Genomic DNA, 15,397 nt, shown 5'->3' with positions numbered 1-15,397 from the left:
GCGGGGTCGCTGGCTGTTCGAATGCGCCCGTTCTTTTCGACGGAAGTGGGAAACCTGAAATGGATATGCAGGAAGCTGCGACTCGGGCCGACGGGATCCTTGACGATATGTTCGCGCATATCGACCCGGAGGTTCGATGGACTCACGGGCCGACCACCACCGGAAGCTGCGACGTCACCCGGAGGCGCGCGGTCATGACCATCATCTCCGCGGAACGTCGGGGCAGCTTCCTCGGTGTCGTGGATCGTGCCTGGCGCGCGAGCGGCTACCGGATGAAGTCCATCAACAACGACCCCGAGGTTCCAGCGATCTTCGCCCAGACGAAGGACGGGTTCGGGGTCAGCCTGATCGTCGGAGGCGAGGGCCAGGTGTTCTTCGAGGTCGACACCCCCTGCGTGGAGGAGTCCGAGGTGGCCGAGTCCACCACCGAGGCGACCGCGCCCACCTACGAGGGGCAGGAGCACATCCCGCGCCCCGACATCCGCTCCGCTTTCTGGTCCGCCGGCGCCCCCTGACCCCCGGTAGCCGCCCCTGACGCCCCCTCATGCCCCCTTCCACCCGTACACACCAGCGAATCACGACGTGAACCGCGCCCGAATGGGGGATGGTTGGGGGGTGCGGAAATACTGGGTGTTCCTCGGCGGTGGGATCGGGCTGGGCCTGTGCTTCATCGCCCTGCTCGTCGTCGGCACGTACTCCGCCGCCGCCGGGATGTCCGGGGCGAGCGGGGCCGTAGGGCTGGCCAAGGGGGCCGTGCCGGCGCGGTACCTGTCGTTGGTCGAGCGCTGGGGCAATCTCTGCCCGGCCATCAACCCGGCGCTCCTTGCGGCCCAGCTGTACCAGGAGAGCGGCTGGAACCCCCGTGCCCAGAGTCCGGCCGCCGCGCAGGGCATCGCGCAGTTCATCCCCGGGACCTGGGCCACGCACGGCATCGACGGGGACAAGGACGGTGACCGGGACGTGTGGGACCCGGCCGATGCGATCCCGTCCGCCGCGTCCTACGACTGCGAGATCGCCGGGTACGTCAAGAAGGTGCCGGGGGATCCCACCGACAACATGCTCGCCGCGTACAACGCCGGCGCGTACCGGGTGATCCAGTCCGGCGGTGTGCCCGCGATCAGTGAGACGCAGAACTACGTCAAGATCATCCGGTCGCTGGAGAAGAGTTTCGCCCGGCCCGTCGGCCGGGTGCAGCCCTCGCAGCAGGCGGCCGGGGCGATCTACTTCGCGCAGAAGAAGCTCGGTACCCCGTATCTCTGGGGCGGTAACGGAACCGCGGACCAGGGCGGCCGGTTCGACTGTTCCGGGCTGACCCAGGCGGCGTACCGCACGGTCGACATCGAGCTGCCCCGGGTGGCGAACGACCAGTACAACGCGGGACCGCACCCTTCGCGCGACGAGTTGCTCCCGGGTGACCTGGTGTTCTTCTCCGACGATCTGAACAACTCCCGGGCCATCCATCACGTGGGTCTCTACGTGGGTGGCGGCTACATGATCAATGCTCCGTACACGGGGGCGGTGATCCGGTTCGACAAGATCGACACGCCGGACTACTTCGGGGCGACGAGGGTGACGAAGGACGGCGCGGCGGCGCTCCCGACCGCGCTCCCCGGCGGCTGACGGTGAGTCGGCGGTGGCTGGAACTCTCCGTGAAGCCTGGGCCCTGAGCTGCGACGATGAGTCACTCTTCGATAACGTCATGGTGATCATTCGGTGGAGAGCGGAACGTGGGCGGCGATCAGACCGTTCCCTGGACTGGGACAGCATGTGCACTGACCATGCGTGGCTGTCCGGGGCAGCCGTGCGGCAGGGCATCATGGCGTCCCGCGGCACCGATTCCGCACCGACCACGGGGGTCCGACCAAGGCGACGTACACCGTTGTGCGCCGCAGCAGCAGACAAGGCAAGGGGCCGCAGCAGATGGCTGGACTCGCACTCGATGGGTCGAACCCCGACGTCAGCCTGCTCTACGACATCAATGGGCTGGCGAAGGCGGCTCCGACCTGGTTCGACCGGGTCATGGAGTTCGTCGGTGAGTACGGGATCATGCTGGGCATGGTCCTGGCGGTCCTGTGGTGCTGGTGGAGCGTGCGCCGGCGCGGGACGACCGAGGACTCGGTGACGGCGGTCGCCGGGCTGGTGTGGGCGCCTCTGGCCGCCGGTATCGCCCTGCTCATCAACATCCCCATCCGGGGGTTCGTGGAGAGGCCGCGCCCGTTCCTCGATCACCGCGGGCTCGACGTCCTGGTGAAGGGCAAGACGGACTACTCCTTCGTCAGCGACCACGCGACGATGGCCATGGCGATCGCCGTGGGCCTTTTCGTTGCCAACCGGAAGTTCGGGTTCGCGGCCATCGCGCTGGCGCTCCTGGAGGGTTTCTGCCGCGTCTACATGGGGGTGCACTACCCGACCGACGTGATCGGCGGCTTCGCTCTCGGTACCGCGGTGGCCCTGCTGCTCGCGCCGCTCGCGATGATGCTGCTGACGCCCCTGGTGGGCGCTGTGGCCCGGGCCGGGGCGGTCGGCAGGCTCGTCCGCTCGGCTCGGCCCGTCGTGAGGGCCGGCGGACCGGGTGAGTCCCGCGGGATTCCCGAGCCGCGTCCGGGTGCGGGCCGTGGCGGCGCGCCCGGCGAGAAGGATCTCGCCGCCTGAGGCGTGCGGAGCTCGGCGAGGTGACTCGACGGTGTGAGGGGGTGTCCCGCAGGGGGCACCCCCTCACACGTGTTCCGTCGTCCCTCGCGGATTTCGGAGAATGGCCGAGTCCGATCGTTCGGAGTGCCTGTCCGCAACCCTGATGACGGGGCATCATGTGCGGGGATCCGGGGGTGGTGGGTGTGGCTGGGCGGCGGCCGTCACGGCAGGAGGTCAACCGGCGGCGCGGGGGTGCGGGGTTCGTCGGACGCAGGGGCGAGCTCGCCGTCTTCCGGGAGACGTTCGCGCGCGACCCCGAGGACGCCGACTTCCCGTTCCTGTTCCACGTGCGGGGCAACGGCGGTGTGGGCAAGTCGACCCTGGTGCGTCAGTGGGAGGCCGCCGCGCGTGAGCAGGCCTCCGTGGTGACGTCGTACGTGGACGACGAGGTGCACGACGCGATCGGGGCGATGGAGGCGGTCAGCGCGCGGCTGGGCCGGCAGGGCCACCCGCTGAAGAGGTTCGACCGGCAGCTGGCCACCTACCGGCAGCGCAGGTACCAGGCGGAGAGCGCTGCGCCCGGTCCCCAGCCCCCGTCGGGCGCGCCCGACGCCGCGGGTGCGGTACCGGTGCCGTCGGCCTCGCCGTCCAGCACGGTCGCCGCGCAGTTGGGGCTGGCCACGATCGGGCTGGTGCCCGGGGCGGGGCCGTTCGTGGGGGCCGTCGATCCGCAGCAGGTGGCGCTGGGGGCGGACAGGCTGCGGGCGATGCTGAACACGCGCCTGCGCAGCCATGACGACGTACAGCTGGTGATGCATCCGCTCGCGGCCCTGGCCCCGGTGTTCCTCGACGACCTGGCCGACGTCGCGGAGCGGTGCGAGCGGGTGGTGCTGTTCTTCGACGTGTACGAGCGGACGGGGCCGGTCCTCGACGCCTGGCTGCGGACGATCGCGTTCGGGGAGGAGTACGGCAGTCTGCCCGTCAACGTGCAGATCGTGCTGTCGGGGCAGCTCCGCCTGGACCAGCGGATCTGGGGGGACTGGCTGGGCCAGGTCACCGAGGTGTGCCTGGAGGTCTTCTCGGAGGACGAGGCCCGCACGCTGCTCGCCGCCCACGGGGTGACGGACGGGCCGAGCGTCGAGCTGGTGCTCCGGCTCTCTGGCCGGCTGCCCCTGCTGGTCGACATGCTGGCCCGGAGCGACGCGCGGGCCGGCGACGGTTTCGGGGACCCCTCGGAGACGGCGGTCGAGCGGTTCCTGAAGTGGGAGCCCGACCCGGAGCGCCGTGAAGCCGCCCTGGCGTGCGCGCTGCCCCTCCAGGTGGACGAGGACATCTACGCCGCGGTCGTCCCTGAGGCCGCGGCGGACGGTTATCCGTGGCTCCGCGCTCTGGCCTTCGTGTCACCGCAGGCCGGCCGTTGCCGCTATCACGACGTCGTGCGGACGGCGATGCTGCGGCTGCAGCGGACCCGGTCCCCCGAGCGGTGGAGGCGGGCGCACACGCGTCTGGCCGAGCTGTTCGAGCGGGGGCGTCTCGGCGCGGAGGCGGAACTGGGGCCGGACGCGGATGCCCGGTGGGGGGACGCGGTGTGGCGTGAGCACCGGCTCAACGAGACGTACCACCGGCTGTGCGCGCATCCGCGGGGCGCGCTGCCCGACGCTCTGCGGCAGACCGTCCATGCCGTCGGTCTCGACGTCGCCACGCACCGGCGCTGGGCGCAGACGCTCGGCCGTGCCGGGCTCGACGCCGACTCGGCGGCCCTCACGGCGTGGGGCCGTCGCCTGGAGTCCGTGGCGGACGAGGAGGAGGCCGGGACGGGGGCCCTGACGCTCCTGCTGGCGGCTCCCGAACTCGACGCTGCGGGGCGGGCGTTGGCCTACTCGGTCCGGGGCAGGGAGTACCGGGTCGCGGGTGATCCTCAGAGCGCGCTGGCGGACTGCACGGCGGCCGTCGCGCTCGCGCCGGACACGTCACGTCCGTATGCCGGGCTGGGGGAGACCTACCGGGTCCTCGGCCGTTACGAGGAGGCCGTCGCTGCCTGCACGCGCGCGGTCGAGCTCGATCCGGGTGACGCGTGGGCCTTCGGCAGCCGGGCGGAGGCGTACCGGCTCCTGGGACGGTACGACGAGGCGCTCGCCGATTTCTCGCGTGCGGTGGAGATCGACCCGCTGTACGCGTGGGCCTTCGGCAGCCGGGCGCAGGCGTACGAGGCCCTGGGGCGTCGGGACGATGCCCTCGCCGACTACGACCGGGCCCTCGGTATCGACCCGGACTACGAGTGGGCGGTGGGGAGCCGGGCGCAGCTCCTCGAGGGGATGGGCCGGCGTGAGGAGGCGCTCGCCGACTACACCAGGGCCATCACGATCGATCCGCAGTACGCCTGGGCCGTCGGGAGCCGGGCGCGGCTCTTCGAGCGGATGGGCCGTCATGAGGAGGCGCTCGCCGATTTCTCGCGTGCGGTGGAGATCGACCCGCTGTACGCGTGGGCCTTCGGCAGCAGGGCGCAGGCGTACGAGGCCGTCGGCCGGTACGAGGAGGCCGTCGCCGACTACGGCCGTGCCCTCGGCATCGACCCCGGGTTCCGCTGGGCCCTCGCGGGCCGTGGCGAGCTGTTCGAGCGAATGGGCCGTCATGAGGACGCCGTCGCCGACTACGGCCGTGCCCTCGGGATCGATCCGTCGTCCGACTGGACCCTCGCGGCGCGGGGGCGTGCCCTTCTGAGCCTGGGGAGGCACGAGGAGGCGCTGGCCGACTGTGCGCGGGCCGTGGAGCTGGAGCCGGACAACGGCTGGAACGAGCTGACGTACGCCCTCGCGCTGCTCGCCGGCGGTGGTGGGCGGCACGAGGGCGCGGCGGCGCGCCTCGGCCGGGCGGAGCGCGGCTTCCGCGCTGCTGCCGAGCTCGCCGGCGGGGTGGGGGAGGACGCCGCGGACGCCTACGAGGGTCTGCTCGTCCTGTGCTGCGTCCAGCTCGACGGGGACGGGGCCGTCGTCCAGTGCGAGGCGCTGGCCGGTCTGGAGCGCGGGGAGGCCGCGGTCCGGGAGACGTTCGACGCGCTGGCGTTCGTGGCGCGGGTGCTTCCCGCGGCGGGGCCTGCCGTCGAGCGGGCCGAACGCCGGCTGCGGGAGGCGCAGGGGCCGCACCGACGGGCCGACGCGCCTGCCGGTGACCGTTGACCACGCCCTTGAGCGGGCCGTCTCCGGACGACGCGGGGGCGTGGGGCGGGTGACGGTTCCCGGGGTGCTCGTGCGGTGCGGTCCCGGCGCGCGACGGTTCCGCTAACGGTCCTTCGCCGCGGTGAGGTGTTCCGCGGCGTCGGTGCGGGCCCTGTCGCGGGAGCGCCTCGCGGGGCCGGTCCAACCGCAGGCGCAGCGCGCCAGGCAGAACGAGCCGCGTTCGACCGTGGTCGTGGTGTGTGCCCCGTCGGGCCCCTGCCGGGGAATGTGTACGGGGGTTTGGACGAGGGGGTCCGAGGGGTCCTGATGCACGCGTCCACGGTACTGGGACGGCGCCCGGGGACGCGGCGTGTGGGCCGATCGGCTTCCGGCGGGGCCTCCGCGGCGTGACGGGGCGCCCCGACCGTCGTTAGGCGAAGGGGGGCGGGAACCGGGTCGGGTGGACGTCGTTGGGGGTTGGCAGGCGATGGCGGTGCGACAGCAGAGGTGCGGAGGCGGGGCACTGGCTGTGTGCGCCCTGGCCGTCGCCGGCGTGATGACGGTCGGCACCGGGTGCTCGGGCAGCGGCGGCGGTGACGGCGACGGGGAGGGTGCCGGGGAGCGGGCCGTGACCCGGGAGGGCCCTGCGGGGAGCCCGGCCGACGCGGTCCGGCGGGCGGCGGACGAGCTGGTCCGCGCGGGCAGTGCCGAGACCCGGACGTCGATGGAGACGGCGGCCGGCGGGACCAGGGTGACGATCCGGGGAGAGGGGGCGTACGACTTCCGCGGTCAGCTGGGGCGGATCAAGGTGGTCCTGCCGAAGGACGCGGCGGGGGCGGACGGGCACCGGCCGATCACCGAGCTGCTGGCGCCCGGGGCGCTGTACATGAAGAACCGCGGTGCCGGGGTCCCGGACGACAAGTGGGTGCGGATCGACACGACGGCCCTGGAGGACGGCAACCTCGTCACCGGTGGTGTGACCGATCCGACGGCCGCGGCCGAGCTGCTGCGCGGCGCGGCGGACGTGACGTACGTGGGGCGCACCGAGCTGGCGGGGGTCGAGGTCAGGCACTACAGGGGCACGGCGGACATCGGGAAGGCGGCGCGGGCGGCCTCGCGGGACTCGCGCGGTGCGCTGACTGCGGCGGCGAAAGGGTTCAGCACGGACACGGTGCCGTTCGACGCCTATCTGGACGACAAGGGTCTGCTGCGCAAGGTGCGCCATCGCTTCACCTTCGCGACCGAGGGTCCGCCGGTGGCGGTGGTGTCGACGATGCTGCTGTACGGCTTCGGGGCCCCGGTCTCCGTGGAGCTGCCGCCGGACGCGGATCTCTACACGGGCCGGGTCCAGCAGGGGCGAAGTGGCCCGGAAGTGCCGTAGGGAGGGGGCCGAAATGGTCCGTCCGTGCCATGCGCGGTGCGTGCCGCGGTCCCTACGCTAGGGAGTCGGTGCGCCAGAGTCGGCGACGGCAGAGAGAGGTGACGCAGGTGGTGACGCTCAGCGCTCCGAACGCTCAGGACTGTGTGGCCCTCGCCGAGATCGAACTGTGCGGTGAGCTCATGATCGCGGCCTCGGACGCGCTGGAGGACCGGCTCAGTGCCGACCGGATCGACGAGGTGCTCAACGTCAGGGCCGGTCGTGGTCCGGCCGAGCAGCCGCCGTCCATCCCCCGCCAGGGCCGCCACCGGGGATAACGCGCCCCGCCGCCCTCACGTGCGCAGCAGCCGTGCGATCGCCTTGGTGGCCTCCTCGACCTTCGCGTCGATCTCGTCCCCGCCCTTGACGGCGGCGTCCGCGACGCAGTGGCGCAGGTGCTCCTCCAGGAGCTGGAGCGCGAAGGACTGCAGGGCCTTGGTGGAGGCCGACACCTGGGTGAGTATGTCGATGCAGTAGACGTCCTCGTCCACCATCCGCTGGAGTCCGCGGATCTGGCCCTCGATGCGGCGCAGGCGCTTGAGGTGCTCCTCCTTCTGGTGGTGGTACCCGTGGATACCGCGGTCGTGGTCGGTGACGACCGCTTCGGAACCGGCTGCGTCAGCGGCTTCGGTGGTGGTCATGGGGTCCTCCCGTTGTCCTCGTGCCCTGCGGGGTCCGTGCCGTTCTGTACCGTCTACATACCCCTGGTGGGTATATGGTAACGAATCCATCCGAAACGTGACCGGGGGTCCGTGCTGATCACTGTGCCCGATGCGCGACACTGAGGAACGCCGGTTAGCCGTGGCCGGATGATGCGCCTAGCATCAGCCTGACCGAATCCAAAGCACCCCGAGGACCCCACGTGCGCTTTCGTCTGACCCCCAGGGAGACGAGCTTCTACGACATGTTTTCCGCCTCCGCGGACAACATCGTCACGGGCTCGAAACTCCTGATGGAACTGCTCGGGGCGGATTCTGCCTCCCGAGTCGAGATCGCGGAGCGTATGCGGGCAGCGGAGCACGCGGGGGACGACGCGACCCACGCGATCTTCCACCAGCTGAACTCCTCCTTCATCACGCCGTTCGACCGTGAGGACATCTACAACCTCGCGTCGTCGCTCGACGACATCATGGACTTCATGGAGGAGGCCGTCGACCTGGTCGTCCTGTACCAGATCGACGAGCTCCCGAAGGGTGTCGAGCAGCAGATCGAGGTCCTGGCCAGGGCGGCGGAACTCACCGCCGAGGCCATGCCGAGCCTGCGGACCATGGACAACCTCACCGAGTACTGGATCGAGGTCAACCGTCTGGAGAACCAGGCCGACCAGATCCACCGCAAGCTGCTGGCCCAGCTGTTCAACGGCAAGTACGACGCCATGGACGTGCTGAAGCTCAAGCAGATCGTGGATGTGCTGGAAGAGGCGGCTGACGCGTTCGAACACGTCGCCAACACCGTGGAGACCATCGCGGTCAAGGAGTCCTGAACCTCGTGGACACCTTTGCGCTGGTCGTGACCATCGGGGTCGCGCTCGGCTTCACGTATACGAACGGCTTCCACGACTCGGCGAACGCCATCGCCACCTCGGTCTCCACCCGGGCACTGACCCCGCGTGCGGCTCTGGCGATGGCGGCCGTGATGAACCTCGCCGGCGCCTTCCTGGGCCAGGGGGTCGCCAAGACCGTCAGTGAAGGCATCATCGCGACGCCCCATGGCCAGAAGGGGATGGGCATCCTCTTCTGCGCGCTGGTCGGCGCGATCATCTGGAACCTCGTCACCTGGTACTTCGGTCTGCCCTCCTCGTCCTCGCACGCCCTGTTCGGCGGCATGGTCGGGGCGGCGCTCGCCGGGGGCACCGATGTGATCTGGTCCGGCGTGGTCGAGAAGATCGTCATCCCGATGTTCGTCTCCCCGGTGATCGGCCTCGTGGCCGGCTACCTGGTGATGGTCGGCATCCTGTGGATGTTCCGGAAGGCCAACCCGCACAAGGCCAAGCGCGGCTTCCGCATAGCCCAGACCGTCTCGGCGGCCGGCATGGCGCTCGGGCACGGACTGCAGGACGCGCAGAAGACGATGGGCATCGTCGTGCTGGCCCTGGTCATCGCCGGTGAGGCGGGGCCGGACGAAGCGATCCCGATCTGGGTGAAGTTCGTCTGTGCGGCGATGCTCTCCCTCGGTACGTACGCGGGCGGCTGGCGCATCATGCGCACGCTCGGCCGCAAGATCATCGAGCTCGACCCGCCGCAGGGCTTCGCGGCCGAGACGACCGGTGCGTCGATCATGTTCGGTTCCGCCTTCCTGTTCCACGCCCCCATCTCCACGACTCACGTGATCACCTCGGCGATCATGGGTGTCGGTGCGACGAAGCGGGTGAACGCGGTGCGCTGGGGCGTGGCCAAGAACATCATCCTGGGCTGGTTCATCACGATGCCGGCCGCCGCGCTGGTCGCCGCGGCGAGCTACGGGATCGTCGTCCTCTGCTTCGGCTGACCGGAGTGGCCGCCGAGGGGTGAGACCCCGCGGCACCCCGGGACACGCACAAGAAAAGGGTCCGCCCCCGCTCTCCGTCGGAGAGCGGGGGCGGACCCTTCGCCTTGTGGTGGCACCGCCATGCAGCACCCCAAGGCCGTCTGTGGTTATCCGAAGCGGCCGGAGATGTAGTCCTCGGTGGCCTGGACGGACGGGTTGGAGAAGATCCGCTCCGTGTCGTCGATCTCGATGAGGCGGCCGGGCTTGCCCACCGCCGAGAGGTTGAAGAACGCCGTACGGTCGGAGACCCGCGCCGCCTGCTGCATGTTGTGCGTCACGATGACGATCGTGAAGCGCTCCTTCAGCTCGCCGATCAGGTCCTCGATGGCGAGGGTCGAGATCGGGTCGAGCGCCGAGCACGGCTCGTCCATGAGCAGCACGTCCGGCTCGACTGCGATCGCGCGGGCGATGCACAGGCGCTGCTGCTGACCGCCGGAGAGGCCGGAGCCCGGCTTGTTCAGACGGTCCTTGACCTCGTTCCAGAGGTTGGCGCCCTTGAGGGACTTCTCGACGATGTCCGACAGCTGGCTCTTGCGGTACGAGCCGTTGAGGCGCAGGCCCGCCGCGACGTTGTCGAAGATCGACATGGTCGGGAAGGGGTTCGGGCGCTGGAAGACCATGCCGACCGTGCGGCGCACGGCGACGGGGTCGACGCCGGGGCCGTACAGGTTCTCGTCGTCGAGCAGCACCTTGCCCTCGACGCGGCCACCCGGGGTGACCTCGTGCATGCGGTTCAGGGTGCGGAGGAACGTGGACTTGCCGCAGCCGGACGGGCCGATGAAGGCGGTCACGGAGCGGGGTTCCACGGTCATCGAGATGTCCTCGATGGCCTTGTGGGATCCGTAGTAGGCGGTGAGGCCGCCGACGTCGATGCGCTTGGCCATGTGAATCAGCTGCTTTCTGCGTGGCCTCAGCGGCCGGACTTCGGGGCCTTCCAGCGGGCGATGCCGCGGGCCACCAGATTGAGGATCATGACGAAGGCGATCAGCACCAGGGCCGCTGCCCAGGCGCGGTCGTAGGACGCGGCCTCGCCGACCTTGTACTGCTCGTAGATGTAGAAGGGGAGCGAGGACTGGGCGCCTTCGAAGGGGTTCGCGTTGATCAGCTGGCTGCCGAAGACCAGCAGGATGATCGGGGCCGTCTCTCCCGCGATACGGGCGACGGCGAGCATGACGCCCGTCGTGATGCCGCCGATCGCGGTGGGCAGGACCACCTTCAGGATGGTGCGCCACTTGGGGATGCCCAGGGCGAGGGACGCCTCGCGGAGCTCGTTCGGGACGAGCTTGAGCATCTCCTCCGTGGAGCGGACCACGACCGGGATCATCAGGATCGACAGGGCGAGCGCGCCCATCAGGCCGGACGGCTCGATGTCGGCGATCAGCATGATCGACAGGATGAAGAGGCCGGCGACGATGGAGGGGATACCGGTCATCACGTCGACGAAGAACGTGACGGCCTTGGCCAGCCCGCCCTTGCCGTACTCGACCAGGTAGACCGCGGTCAGCAGTCCGAGCGGGGCGGAGATCACCGTGGCGATGCCGACCTGCTCCAGGGTGCCGATCAGCGCGTGGTAGACACCGCCGCTGTCCTCCGAGCCGAGGACCCCGGCCATGGAGTGGGTGAGGAAGTACGGGTCCAGGCGCTTGGAGCCGCGGCTGACGGTGGTCCAGAGCAGCGAGGCGAGCGGGACGACCGCGACGAGGAAGCACACCCAGACGACGCTGGTGGCGAGGCGGTCCTTGGCCTGGCGCTGGTTCTCGACCACGGTCGTGGCGACGTACGAGATGGTGAGGAAGAGCAGCGCGGAGATCAGGCCCCACTGGACGCGGCTCTGCCAGCCGGCGGCGACGCTCACGCCGATGCCGAGCGCCACCGAGACGGCGGCGAAGCCGAGCGGGGCCCAGCGCGGGAGACTGCGGCTGCTGAGGCCGGTCTTCGGGCGGTCCGGCGAGGTCCGGGGACGGTTGTCCTGGACGTCGGTGGTGGTGGCGTGGCTCATGCGTTGGCCCCCGAGTACTCCTTGCGGCGGGCGATGATGAGCCGGGCCGCGCCGTTGACCAGCAGGGTGAGGACGAAGAGGACGAGGCCCGAGGCGATCAGGGCGTCGCGCCCGAACTCGTTGGCCTCGCCGAATTTGGCGGCGATGTTCTGCGCGAAGGTCCCGCCGCCGGGATTGAGCACGTGCAGCGAGATGAGGAAGCTCGGGGAGAGGACCGTGGCGACGGCCATCGTCTCGCCGAGCGCCCGGCCCAGGCCCAGCATCGACGCGGAGATGATCCCGGAGCGGCCGAAGGGCAGGACCGAGAGGCGGATGACCTCCCAGCGGGTGGCCCCGAGGGCCAGTGCCGCTTCCTCGTTCATCTTCGGGACCTGGAGGAAGACCTCGCGGCTGACGCTGGTCACGATCGGCAGGATCATGATCGCGAGCAGGACGCCGACGGTGAAGAGCGAGCGGGCGACGCCCACCTCGGTCTTCTCGAAGAGGTAGGTCCAGCCGAAGAACCGGTCGAGCCAGAGGTTCAGGCCCTCCATGTACGGCACGAGGACGAGAGCGCCCCAGATGCCGTAGACGATGCTGGGCACCGCGGCGAGCAGGTCGATCACGTAGGCGATCGGGGCGGCCAGCTTGCGCGGCGCGTAGTGCGAGATGAACAGGGCGATGCCGACAGCGATCGGAACCGCGATGACCATCGCGATGATCGAGCTGACGACCGTGCCGAAGAGGAGGACCGCGATGCCGAAGACCGGCGGGTCACCGGCGGGGTTCCAGTCGAAGGTGGTGAGGAAGTTCCCCTCGTCCTTCGAGATGGCGATGACGGCGCGGTAGCTGAGGAACAGGGCGATCGACGCCATGATCACGAGCAGCAGGATGCCCGAGCCCCGCGAGAGGCCCAGGAAGATCTTGTCGCCGGCTCGCCCGGTGGACTTGGGGCGGCCGCGCGTGGCCGGCGGAGCCGGTGGGTTGTCGAGCGGTGTCGTGGAAGCCATGGTCTTTCCGGTCTGTGTGGGGGAGCGCTGTGCTCCCCTGGCGGCGGTGCACCGGATGGGGGCGGCGGGGGCCGGTCCGGAGGGGTGCGCCGGACCGGCTCTCGCCTGTGTGTACGTGTCGTGCGTGCGTACGTGCGCGTACGCGTCGTGCGTGGAGCGGGTTACGAGAGGGCGGCGACCGTCTCGCGGACCTTGGCGTTGATCGCCTCGGGGATCGGGGCGTAGCCGGCGTCGACCAGGACCTTCTGGCCCTCCTCGGAGGAGGTGTAGGTCAGGAAGGACTTGACCGAGCCGAGGGTGTCGGCCTTGTTGCCGGTGTCGCAGACGACCTCGTAGGTCACCAGGACGATCGGGTAGGCACCCTCGGCCTTGGTGGTGTAGTCGAGGTCGAGCGCCAGGTCCTTGCCGGTGCCCTTGATCTTGGCGGCGGCGATGGCCTTGGAGGCGTTCTCCGAGGTGGCCTTCACCGGGGCGGCGCCACCGGTGTTGATGTCGACGGTGGAGATCTGCTGCGAGGAGGCGTAGGACAGCTCGAAGTAACCGATGGAGCCGTTGACCTGCTTGACCTGGGCGGCGACACCCGCGGAGCCGGACGCGGCCTGGCCACCGGGGGCGGGCCACTTCTTCTCGGCCTCGTACTTCCAGTCGCTCGGGGCCGCGGCGTTCAGGTACTTGCCGAGGTTCTGCGTGGTGCCGGAGTCCTCGGAGCGGTGGAAGGGCTGGATGGCCGTGTCCGGGAGCTTGACGCCGGAGTTGAGCTTGGCGATCGCCGGGTCGTTCCACTTCTTGATCTTCGTGTCGAAGATCTTGGCGAGCGTGGGGGCGTCCAGCGCGAGGCTGTCGACACCCTCCAGGTGGAAGCCGATGGCGATCGGGCCGCCGACCATCGGGAGGTTGATGCCCTGGCCGGTCTTGCAGATCTTCTTCGACTCGGCGACCTCTTCGGGCTTCAGCGCCGAGTCGGAGCCGGCGAAGCCGACGGTGCCCTGGTTGAACGCGACGATGCCCTCACCGGAGGAGGAGGCGTTGTAGTTGACCTCGGCGCCGGAGCAGGCGGCCATGTAGTTCTTGACCCAGAGGTCCATCGCGTTCTTCTGGGCGCTGGACCCGGAGGCGCGCAGCTGGCCCTGGGCGCCGTCGCACTTGATGTCCGACGCGGCGGCGGTGGTCTTCTTGCCTCCGGTCGTGTCGGTGCTGGTGTTGTCGTCCGAACCGCACGCCGTGAGGACCAGGGCGCTGGAGACGGCGAGGGCACCGAGCGCGGTGGCACGAAGCCGGTTCTTGCGCTGAAGCTTCACTTTCGGGGTGTTCCTTCCAGGAGCCGCCGCGGCTGTGTGATGCGAGGCGGCGTGCGATGAGGAATGGTGCGTCGGCTTGGTGCCGTGCACCGTGTACGTCCGAAATTAGGCAGAACAGGTGAAGCGCCCTACGGGGCAGAGTGAACGACAGGTGAACCGTGCGGGGCGGGCTGGTTCCGCGGCGTGGCGTCGACGGCCGGAGGTGTCACGGCGTGGGCGCTGCCGGGGTGGTGGCCGGTTCCGCGGAGGCCGCACGGATCGAGCCGCGTCGCGCGCCGCCGGCGCCGGCGGGGAAGGGGGCCCCGGGGCCGGTGGGGAAAAGGCACCTGGGGCCGGTGGGGAAGAAGGCGCTTGGGGCCGGGCCGCCCCATTGCCCCGGGGTGAGGGGGCCCGGGGTCCGGGAGGCGGCCGTCGGTGATGGTCCGCGGTGCGTGCGGCGGACGGCGGGCGGTGCCGGAGGAGGGCTCCCGGCTCAGGCGCGCGCGTGCCGCGGCAGGGTGAGGATCTCGGCTCCGTCGTCGGTGATCGCGATCGTGTGCTCGGTGTGCGCCGTGCGGCAGCCCGTCGCGCTCCGGAGCGTCCATCCGTCGGGGTCGGTGACGAGTTCGGCCGTGTCGGCCATGACCCACGGCTCCAGTGCCAGCAGCAGTCCGGGGCGGAGCGTGTATCCGCGGCCCGCCCGGCCGGTGTTGGGGACGTGCGGGTCCTGGTGCATCGTCGAGCCGATGCCGTGCCCTCCGAACTGGGTGTTGACCGGGTACCCGGCCTCGCCGAGGACCGTGCCGATCGCGTGGGAGATGTCGCCGATGCGGGCCCCGGGTCCTGCGGCGGCGATGCCCGCGGCCAGTGCGCGTTCCGTCGCGCTGATCATCGCGACGCTCTCCGGGTCGCGTGCGCCGCCCACGACGAAGCTGATGGCGGCGTCCGCCGCGATCCCGCGGAGGGAGACGGCCAGGTCGAGCGTCAGCAGGTCGCCGTCGAGGAGCGCGTAGTCGTGCGGTCGCCCGTGGAGGACGGCGTCGTTGACCGCCGTGCAGATGTGGTGGCCGAACGGGCCGCGGCCGAAGGAGGGCGCGTAGTCGACGTAGCAGGACTGCGCCCCGGCCTCGTCGATCATGGCCTTGGTCCAGCGGTCGATGTCCAGGAGGTTCGTGCCGACCGTGCTGCGGCTCTTCAGTGTCTGGAGGATGTCGGCGACCAGGGCGCCCGTGTCTTCGGCCCTGGCCAGCAGGGTGGGGTTGAGGATCTCGATCATGGGGGTCCTTCGCGGCGCGGTCCAATAACTATACCGGCCATACTATACCGGTATGAGAATTGGGGTCCGGGCGCGAAGATGCCGTGGACGAGCTCCCTCGCGCGATCGGTGCGACGGTGTGCCTCCG

The 15,397-nt window shown here is 70.3% G+C and carries 15 protein-coding genes; 8 read left to right on the top strand and 7 right to left on the bottom strand.

Going from position 1 to position 15,397, the window contains the following annotated elements:
- Positions 1-59: 59 nt before the first annotated feature.
- The 4 genes from ACFYY2_RS32590 (at position 60) to ACFYY2_RS32575 (ending at position 5,807) form a co-directional block, all read left to right on the top strand.
- The gene (locus ACFYY2_RS32590; RefSeq protein WP_388749775.1) at positions 60-515 is read left to right on the top strand and encodes a hypothetical protein; all 456 of its coding nucleotides are present in this window, start codon (positions 60-62) and stop codon (positions 513-515) included.
- Between the two features lie 115 nt (positions 516-630).
- Positions 631-1,620, top strand: a complete 990-nt coding sequence (locus ACFYY2_RS32585) for an NlpC/P60 family protein (RefSeq protein ID WP_388749773.1) — start codon at positions 631-633, stop codon at positions 1,618-1,620.
- Between the two features lie 300 nt (positions 1,621-1,920).
- Positions 1,921-2,652, top strand: coding sequence for a phosphatase PAP2 family protein (locus ACFYY2_RS32580; protein WP_388749737.1), 732 nt, complete (start codon positions 1,921-1,923; stop codon positions 2,650-2,652).
- A 182-nt stretch (positions 2,653-2,834) separates the two neighbouring features.
- Positions 2,835-5,807, top strand: coding sequence for a tetratricopeptide repeat protein (locus ACFYY2_RS32575; RefSeq protein ID WP_388749735.1), 2,973 nt, complete (start codon positions 2,835-2,837; stop codon positions 5,805-5,807).
- A gap of 102 nt (positions 5,808-5,909) precedes the next feature.
- On the opposite strand, the gene ACFYY2_RS32570 is transcribed toward ACFYY2_RS32575, so the two are convergent.
- Positions 5,910-6,119, bottom strand: coding sequence for a hypothetical protein (locus tag ACFYY2_RS32570; protein WP_388749779.1), 210 nt, complete (start codon positions 6,117-6,119; stop codon positions 5,910-5,912).
- A 154-nt stretch (positions 6,120-6,273) separates the two neighbouring features.
- Here ACFYY2_RS32570 and ACFYY2_RS32565 point away from each other — a divergent pair, with 154 nt between their 5' ends.
- Together ACFYY2_RS32565 and ACFYY2_RS32560 are read left to right on the top strand one after the other, a co-directional pair.
- Positions 6,274-7,167: a hypothetical protein gene (locus ACFYY2_RS32565; RefSeq protein WP_388749733.1), complete on the top strand. Its 894-nt coding sequence runs from the start codon at positions 6,274-6,276 to the stop codon at positions 7,165-7,167.
- Between the two features lie 98 nt (positions 7,168-7,265).
- The gene (locus ACFYY2_RS32560; protein WP_388749731.1) at positions 7,266-7,481 is read left to right on the top strand and encodes a hypothetical protein; all 216 of its coding nucleotides are present in this window, start codon (positions 7,266-7,268) and stop codon (positions 7,479-7,481) included.
- A gap of 15 nt (positions 7,482-7,496) precedes the next feature.
- On the opposite strand, the gene ACFYY2_RS32555 is transcribed toward ACFYY2_RS32560, so the two are convergent.
- Positions 7,497-7,844 carry a metal-sensitive transcriptional regulator gene (locus ACFYY2_RS32555; RefSeq protein WP_388749729.1) on the bottom strand — a complete coding sequence of 116 codons (348 nt, stop codon included), beginning with the start codon at positions 7,842-7,844 and terminating at the stop codon, positions 7,497-7,499.
- Positions 7,845-8,065: 221 nt separating this feature from the next.
- On the opposite strand from ACFYY2_RS32555, the gene ACFYY2_RS32550 reads away from it, so the two are divergent.
- Together ACFYY2_RS32550 and ACFYY2_RS32545 are read left to right on the top strand one after the other, a co-directional pair.
- The gene (locus ACFYY2_RS32550) at positions 8,066-8,686 is read left to right on the top strand and encodes a DUF47 domain-containing protein (protein WP_104787723.1); all 621 of its coding nucleotides are present in this window, start codon (positions 8,066-8,068) and stop codon (positions 8,684-8,686) included.
- A 5-nt stretch (positions 8,687-8,691) separates the two neighbouring features.
- Positions 8,692-9,690, top strand: a complete 999-nt coding sequence (locus tag ACFYY2_RS32545) for an anion permease (RefSeq protein WP_388749727.1) — start codon at positions 8,692-8,694, stop codon at positions 9,688-9,690.
- A 146-nt stretch (positions 9,691-9,836) separates the two neighbouring features.
- Here the strand turns inward: ACFYY2_RS32545 and pstB are convergent, their stop codons facing one another.
- From pstB to map, 5 genes are all read right to left on the bottom strand, one after another.
- Positions 9,837-10,613: a phosphate ABC transporter ATP-binding protein PstB gene (gene pstB, locus ACFYY2_RS32540; RefSeq protein ID WP_388749725.1), complete on the bottom strand. Its 777-nt coding sequence runs from the start codon at positions 10,611-10,613 to the stop codon at positions 9,837-9,839.
- Between the two features lie 26 nt (positions 10,614-10,639).
- Entirely contained in the window at positions 10,640-11,728 is a 1,089-nt protein-coding gene (gene pstA, locus ACFYY2_RS32535; RefSeq protein ID WP_388749723.1) for a phosphate ABC transporter permease PstA, read from the bottom strand.
- On the bottom strand, positions 11,725-12,717 hold the full coding sequence (gene pstC, locus ACFYY2_RS32530; protein WP_388749721.1) for a phosphate ABC transporter permease subunit PstC: 993 nt from the start codon (positions 12,715-12,717) through the stop codon (positions 11,725-11,727). The genes pstA and pstC overlap by 4 nt, the downstream gene beginning before the upstream one ends.
- 161 nt (positions 12,718-12,878) lie before the next feature.
- On the bottom strand, positions 12,879-14,015 hold the full coding sequence (gene pstS, locus ACFYY2_RS32525) for a phosphate ABC transporter substrate-binding protein PstS (RefSeq protein WP_388749719.1): 1,137 nt from the start codon (positions 14,013-14,015) through the stop codon (positions 12,879-12,881).
- 472 nt (positions 14,016-14,487) lie between these two features.
- The gene (gene map / locus ACFYY2_RS32520) at positions 14,488-15,270 is read right to left on the bottom strand and encodes a type I methionyl aminopeptidase (protein ID WP_388749717.1); all 783 of its coding nucleotides are present in this window, start codon (positions 15,268-15,270) and stop codon (positions 14,488-14,490) included.
- Positions 15,271-15,397 lie beyond the last annotated feature (127 nt).

Source organism: Streptomyces sp. NPDC001822, from assembly GCF_042892135.1.
In the GTDB taxonomy this organism is placed as follows: Bacteria; Actinomycetota; Actinomycetes; order Streptomycetales; family Streptomycetaceae; genus Streptomyces.
Note: the sequence above shows the minus strand (reverse complement) of the source record. Positions and strands in the feature narration are given on the sequence as shown.